A 7529-nucleotide genomic window follows, 5' to 3' on the forward strand; every position below is an offset into this window, starting at 1 on the left:
CATATTAGCGTATTTCTTTGCTTATTTTTATCTTTTAAGCTTCTTTTTTTGTAATGTATTTTTTGGATTTAGATACAATAAAAAATCAATTTTAGGAGGTTTTTGATATTTGTCAAATCGCTAAAAAAGGCTTCTAAAAAGCTGTTATATTTGTGAATATTTAATAAAATGGAATTAAAATCGACTTTTTTTTAATTATAAATTCACTATTTTATTTTTGTTGAGGCTATTTTTTAGCTTGATTTTATTAGTAAAATGCATATTTTTTAGCTGTATTTCAGTATTTTTTTTTGATGAAATACTACGACATCCAAAAAATCAATACGGACTCTTTTATCTTTTTAAAAAGGGAATATCAAGGTGATTTGTTGAAAGTGATTGTAGTTTTAATAGGAGAATAGCACTCAAAAATAAATTTGTTTTTTGTTGATAACTTAACTTCTATTCTACTCAAAAAAAACTAAATTTGAAATTCATTTTTTGCGATTTTTTAAAATCACAAACACTTCAACTCCAGATATGTACTTAATATTCGATACCGAAACGACAGGATTACCAAAGCGTTGGGGCGCTCCCATTTCAGATACGGACAACTGGCCGCGTTGCATTCAAATCGCTTGGCAGTTGCACGATGATATGGGAAAACTCATCGAGCATCAAGATTATTTGGTGAAGCCGGAAGGTTTTAATATTCCGTATGACGCGGAACGAATTCACGGTATTTCTACGGAATTGGCGGAAGCCGATGGAATTTCGTTAGGTGAAGTTTTGGAAAAATTCAATATCGCTTTAGGCAAAGCCAAATTTATTGTAGGTCAGAATTTAGGTTTTGACATCAATATTATGGGTTGTGAATTTTATAGGATGGGGGTTGAAAGCCAAATGAGTTCGATGCCTATTTTAGATACGTGTACTGAAGTTACGGCTTCGTTATTGAAATTACCCGGAGGTCGTGGTGGTAAATTCAAATTACCAACTTTAACCGAATTACATTCGTATCTTTTTAATAAACCTTTTGGCGAGGCGCACAACGCGACTGCCGATGTGGAGGCAACTACACGTTGTTTCTTGGAATTAATTCGTCGTGATATATTCACGAAAGAAGAACTTGATGTTGAGATTGGTTATTTCAAGGATTTTCAAAATAAAAATCCAAGTGAGATTAAACTCATTGGTTTAAAACATATTAATCTGAAGGAAGCTTCGGATAGAATTCGTCAGCAGTTTGGCGAAAAACAAGCGCCGGCAGTTTCCAGAGCAGCGCTTTCTGAGAATAAAAAGGTACTTGTTGCTACGCCTTTCGTGCATTTGCACAATCACACGCAGTTTTCGGTGTTGCAATCTACGATTAGTATTGCGGCATTAGTAAAAGCGGCGGCTCAGCAAAAAATGCCTGCGGTTGCCATGACGGATCATGCGAATTTGATGGGTGCCTTTCATTTTGTCCGTGATATTTTATACCACAATAAAGCGGCTGAAACCAAGAATAAAGCGGCTGTAGCAAATGGTGAGGAGCCTACCGAAGTTACAATGAAACCGATTGTAGGTTGTGAGTTTTTTGTCTGTGAAGATCATAAAAACAAAAAAGTTAAAGACAATGGCTATCAAATAGTGCTTTTGGCGAAGACCAAAAAAGGCTATCATAATTTGGCCAAAATGTCCTCCATCGCTTATACGGAAGGATTTTATTATGTGCCAAGAATCGACCGGAAAGTCATTCAGGAATTCAAAGAAGATATTATTGTTTTGTCTGGAAACTTGTATGGCGAAATCCCAAATAAGATTTTAAACATTGGTGAAAACCAAGCCGAGGAAGCCTTGATTTGGTGGAAAAACGAGTTCAAGGAAGATTTTTACATTGAAGTGATGCGTCACAATCAGGAAGATGAAAATCGGGTGAATGCATCTTTGATTTCATTGGCAAGGAAACATGATGTCAAAATTATTGCGACAAACAATACCTTTTATATAGATAAGGAAAATTCGAATGCACACGATATTTTGTTGTGTGTACGTGATGGCGAAAAACAGACTACGCCAATAGGCCGTGGTCGCGGGTATCGGTACGGATTGCCCAATCAGGAATATTATTTCAAGTCGGGAGACGAAATGAAGCAGCTTTTTGCAAATTTACCCGAAGCAATTTCGAATATTTCGGAGATTGTGGATAAAATTGAAATTTTCGATTTGGCGCGGGAAGTTTTATTGCCAAAATTTGAAATACCGGTTGAATTTAATAATCCCGAAGACATATTAGACGGCGGAGTACGTGGAGAAAATGCCTATTTAAGACATTTGACTTTTGAAGGAGCGAATCGCAGGTATCCTGAAATCACCGAAGAAATTCAGGAACGACTAGATTTTGAATTATTGACGATATCGAATTCTGGTTATCCTGGATATTTCCTGATTGTACAGGATTTAATTGCTGAGGCGAGAAGTATGGGCGTTTCTGTAGGTCCTGGTCGGGGATCTGCGGCAGGTTCAGTGGTGGCCTATTGTTTGAAAATCACCAATATCGACCCGTTAATGTACAACCTGCTTTTTGAGCGTTTCCTGAATCCCGATCGTGTGTCACTACCCGATATTGATATCGATTTTGATGACGAAGGACGAAGCAGCGTAATGGATTATGTGATCCGCAAATACGGTTCGAAACAAGTAGCGCAAATTATCACGTATGGTAAAATGGCAACAAAATCAGCCATTCGAGATACTGCTCGTGTTTTGGATTTGCCTTTATTCGAAGCCGATAAAATAGCAAAATTGATTCCGGGGATGATGCCATCCAAATGGAATTTAGCGCGATTTTTAAATGAAAAAGAAGACGTAATTAAGAAGGCCGTTCGTCCCGAAGAATACGATAAAATAAAAGAATTGATAGGTCTTGCTAACGAAAGTGATTTGGCTGGAGAAACCATTCAGCAGGCCAAAGTTTTAGAAGGAAATCTTAGAAATACAGGTATTCACGCTTGTGGAGTGATTATCACGCCAAGCGATATTACGAATTTTGTTCCTGTGGCTACCGCAAAAGATTCTGATTTGTATGTGACGCAATTCGACAACTCGGTGGTAGAAAGCGCCGGTTTGTTGAAGATGGACTTTTTGGGTTTGAAAACCCTGACCCTGATAAAAGATACCGTTAAATTAGTAAAATACAGAAGTGGAATTGACCTGAACCCGGATGAATTTCCGATTGATGATTTAAAAACCTATGAACTTTTTCAGCGTGGTGAAACGGTAGGGATTTTCCAGTATGAGAGTCCGGGAATGCAGAAATACATGAAGGAATTAAAACCAACGGTTTTTCCCGATTTGATTGCGATGAATGCGTTGTATCGTCCGGGACCGATTGCTTATATTCCGAGTTTCGTCAAGCGGAAAAATGGCGAGGAAGAAATTGTTTATGATCTTGATGCCTGTGAAGAATTACTAAAAGATACCTACGGAATTACCGTTTACCAAGAGCAGGTAATGCTTTTGTCCCAAAAATTAGCGGATTTCTCCAAAGGTGATGCCGACGTTTTGCGTAAAGCGATGGGAAAAAAGCAAAAAGACGTTTTGGATAAAATGAAACCGAAATTTATCAGTCAGGCTGCGGCCAAAGGGCATGCCGAAGATAAACTGGAGAAAATTTGGAAAGACTGGGAAGCTTTTGCGGAATATGCCTTTAATAAATCGCACTCGACTTGTTACGCATGGATTGCGTACCAAACCGCATTTTTGAAAGCCAATTATCCAGCCGAATATATGGCTGCGGTTTTGTCGAATAATATGAGTGATATCAAGCAGGTTTCGTTCTTTATGGAGGAATGCAAGCGTATGGGATTGCAAGTTTTAGGGCCGGATGTAAATGAGTCGTTTTATAAATTTACCGTAAATGATGATTATGCGGTACGTTTTGGAATGGGAGCTGTAAAAGGTGTAGGTTCTGGGGCTGTGGCTACGATTGTTGAGAATAGAAAAGACGGAAGATACAAATCGATTTTTGATTTGACCAAACGTATTGATTTGCGTGCAGCCAATAAAAAAGCGTTGGAGAATCTTGTTTTGGCCGGAGGGTTTGATTCGTTTTTAGGAACCACGAGAGCGCAATATTTTCATGATGATGGGGATGGAATTACCTTTTATGAAAAAGCGATTCGGTATGGGTCTAAGTTTCAGGAAAATGAAAATTCGTCGCAAGTGAGTTTGTTTGGTGAAAGTAGCGATGTGCAAATCGCTGAACCTGTTGTGCCGCCTTGCGAGGATTGGAGTACAATGGAAAAACTTGCCAAAGAGAAAGAGGTTGTGGGGATTTATATTTCGGGACATCCGCTGGACGATTACAAATTTGAAATGAAACATTTTTGTAATGCCAAACTGGAAGCGTTGAAGAATATGGAGCTTCATGTTAGTAAAAACCTCGCGTTTGGGGGGATTATCAATAATGTGCAACATCGTGTTGCCAAAAACGGAAAAGGCTGGGGTATCTTTACTTTGGAGGGTTATGATGAAAGTTATGAGTTTCGGATTTTTGGGGAAGAGTATTTAAGGTTTCGTCATTTCTTTATTCAAAATAATTTCACCTTTATGAAAGTGTTGGTAAAAGAAGGCTGGACAGACCGAGATACCGGGAAAAAAGGAGAGCCAAGATTGCAATTTGTGGAAGTAAAGCAGTTGCAAGATGTGTTAGAAACTTTTGCTAGAAAATTAGTTGTACTGTTAAATATAAAGGATTTAGAAACTGATTTTATCCATAAATTAAGCCATCTTTTTCAAGATAATAAAGGGGATAATACCGTGTCTTTTGAAATCATGGAGTTAGAAAAAACGAAACGACTCGTTGCCATTGCTCCTGTCGAAATTGAAAATGAAGAGGTAGCTTTTGTTGATGGAAATGAAGATTCTGAAATGGAAACTCTCGAAATTCCAGAGACAAATACCGAAGCAAAAGTCGAAGAAGTTGAAGAAATTAAGGTTGTAACCAAGTTGACTATGCCAAGCAGAAAATTGAAAATTAAAATCTCAAATGAATTGCTGGTAGAGTTAGAGAAAATGCAAATAAACTTTAAGTTGAATTAGAGCACAATGCTCTAGCCCTGATAGCAGTGGAAATCCTTTTACAGCCTAGTTAGGGTTTTGAACCCTTACTGGGCTGTAAAAGATTGAAACGAATAGCAGGAAAAAGCTCCTAACATTTACTAAAAATAACAATTGACAATGCACGTATAATCAAAACTAATTTGTGAATAGCGTTTGATTGGTTTTTAATTTCTAAATTTGTAATCGAGTTTGAAGCTTTAAAATATTCAAACAATAAACTTTAAATAAAAAATTATGGCATTAGCAATAACAGATGCTACTTTTGAAGAGGTAGTTTTGAAATCAGACAAACCGGTAATGGTGGATTTTTGGGCAGCATGGTGTGGACCTTGTAGAATGGTTGGGCCAATCATTGATGAATTAAGTACTGAATACGATGGTAAAGTTGTTATAGGAAAAGTAGATGTTGATGCAAATCAAGAATTTGCAGCTAAATATGGTGTGAGAAATATTCCAACGGTATTGGTTTTCCATAACGGTGAAGTGGTAGGGAAACAAGTAGGAGTTGCTCCGAAACAAACTTACGCGGATAGTTTAGACGCTTTGTTGTAATCGGTAGATTACAATTTATATAGAATCTGAAATGATTCAAATAAAAGGTTTGGCGAAAGTCAGGCCTTTTTTTTGGTTTAAACCTTAAAGCAGCAAGTCGTAAATCTTTAAGTTTTAAAGTCTGATCTCTATATCCATTTGTTTTAAAAAAAAGCTATTCATTCACTAACAATGAGATTTAGAGCGAATCAGGGGTTGTGCTATTTTCTTTTCAATCTTTAAATTTTTAAATCGTTCAATCTTTTAATACATTTGGAATATGAAGATCGAATCGCAAATAGAGAAAATTTCCAGTTTTCAGCATCTTGAGTTGCTGGCCAATCAGGTTGTAGAAGGTTTTATTTCGGGAATGCATAAAAGTCCGTTTCATGGCTTTTCGGCTGAATTTGCGGAGCATAAAGTCTACAATGTTGGCGAAAGCACGAAGCATATCGATTGGAAGTTATTTGCCAAAACGGATCGTTTGTACACCAAACGCTTTGAGGAAGAGACTAATTTGCGGTGTCATCTTATTGTCGATAATTCCTCATCGATGCACTATCCGAAACTAAAAGAGAGTCAGCAATTTTTTGAGAATAAGATTGGCTTTTCGGTTTTGGCTTCGGCAGTTTTAATGAATCTTTTAAAGAAGCAACGCGATGCTGTGGGAATAAGTGTGTTTTCGGATACATACGAGTACTACGCCCCTGAAAAAGGCAGTGATCGCCATCATCGAATGATTTTAAATACACTTGAAGGGCTTTTAGAAAAACCGGCTACTAAAAAAAGTACTGATACAATTACTTTCCTACATCAAATAGCGGAGAAAATCCACCGTCGTTCGATGATTGTCTTATTTACAGATATGTTTCAATCCGGTAATGAAGAAGCGCTGTTTAATGCGCTGCAACATTTGAAACACAATAAGCATAAAGTGGTCTTGTTTCATGTTATCGATAATAAAACAGAGTTAAATTTTGATTTTGACAACGCTCCAAGGAAGTTTATTGATGTGGAAACGGGAGAAGAAGTAGCTGTTTTTGCCGATAATATCAAAGAAGAATATGAAAAACAGACAGAAAGTTACTTTAAAAAATTGGCGCTGACTTGCTCGCAAAACCGAATAAAGTACATTCCGGTAAGTGTTGGAGAAAGTTTTGAAAAAATTTTAATGACATACTTAGTTGAAAAACAAAACTTTGGGTAATAGCGTGAAATTTTATCAAATATTTTTTTAAAAAATGCTTGCGTAAACGGAAATCTATTGTATCTTTGCCACCGCAATAACGCAGAGGTTTGGTAGTTCAGTTGGTTAGAATACATGCCTGTCACGCATGGGGTCGCGGGTTCGAGTCCCGTCCAGACCGCAATATTGGGGAAAGCCTTTCGTAACAGAAAGGCTTTTTTGCCCCTGTAAAGTATCTAAAGTTAGTTGTGTTGTTTGGTCGGCCTTGTAAGCTGACTGGGTTTAGTAGTTAGACCAATGAAAAGCTTTCCACTTTGGTGGATAGCTTTTTTGATTTAAAAACAAAGTAGGTTTGGTAAATACAGTTGGTTAGAATACATGCCTGTCATCTCGTCTTTTGGGACGAGACGGGTTCGATTCAAAAACTATATTAGCGTATTAGAATGTTGTAGATTAAAATACTGGTTTGGTAGTTCAGTTGGTTAGAATACATGCCTGTCATCTCGTCTTTTGGGACGAGACGGGTTCGATTCAAAAACTATATTAGCGTATTAGAATGTTGTAGATTAAAATACTGGTTTGGTAGTTCAGTTGGTTAGAATACATGCCTGTCATCTCGTCTTTTGGGACGAGACGGGTTCGATTCAAAAACTATATTAGCGTATTAGAATGTTGTAGATTAAAATACTGGTTTGGTAGTTCAGTTGGTTAGAATACATGCCTGTCA

The 7529-nt window shown here is 37.3% G+C and carries 3 protein-coding genes and 1 tRNA gene; all 4 read left to right on the forward strand.

What is annotated here, in order from left to right; genetic code table 11:
- Positions 1-519: 519 nt before the first annotated feature.
- The 4 genes from dnaE (at position 520) to ACNQGD_RS05860 (ending at position 6983) form a co-directional block, all read left to right on the forward strand.
- Complete coding sequence (dnaE, locus tag ACNQGD_RS05845; protein WP_417998629.1) at positions 520-5064, forward strand: DNA polymerase III subunit alpha; 4545 nt, start codon at positions 520-522, stop codon at positions 5062-5064.
- A gap of 255 nt (positions 5065-5319) precedes the next feature.
- On the forward strand, positions 5320-5637 hold the full coding sequence (trxA, locus tag ACNQGD_RS05850; protein WP_073244015.1) for a thioredoxin: 318 nt from the start codon (positions 5320-5322) through the stop codon (positions 5635-5637).
- Positions 5638-5896: 259 nt separating this feature from the next.
- On the forward strand, positions 5897-6823 hold the full coding sequence (locus ACNQGD_RS05855) for a DUF58 domain-containing protein (protein ID WP_417998630.1): 927 nt from the start codon (positions 5897-5899) through the stop codon (positions 6821-6823).
- Between the two features lie 86 nt (positions 6824-6909).
- A tRNA-Asp gene (locus ACNQGD_RS05860) sits at positions 6910-6983 on the forward strand.
- Positions 6984-7529 lie beyond the last annotated feature (546 nt).

This window comes from Flavobacterium glucosi (genome assembly GCF_048286535.1).
GTDB lineage: Bacteria > Bacteroidota > Bacteroidia > Flavobacteriales > Flavobacteriaceae > Flavobacterium.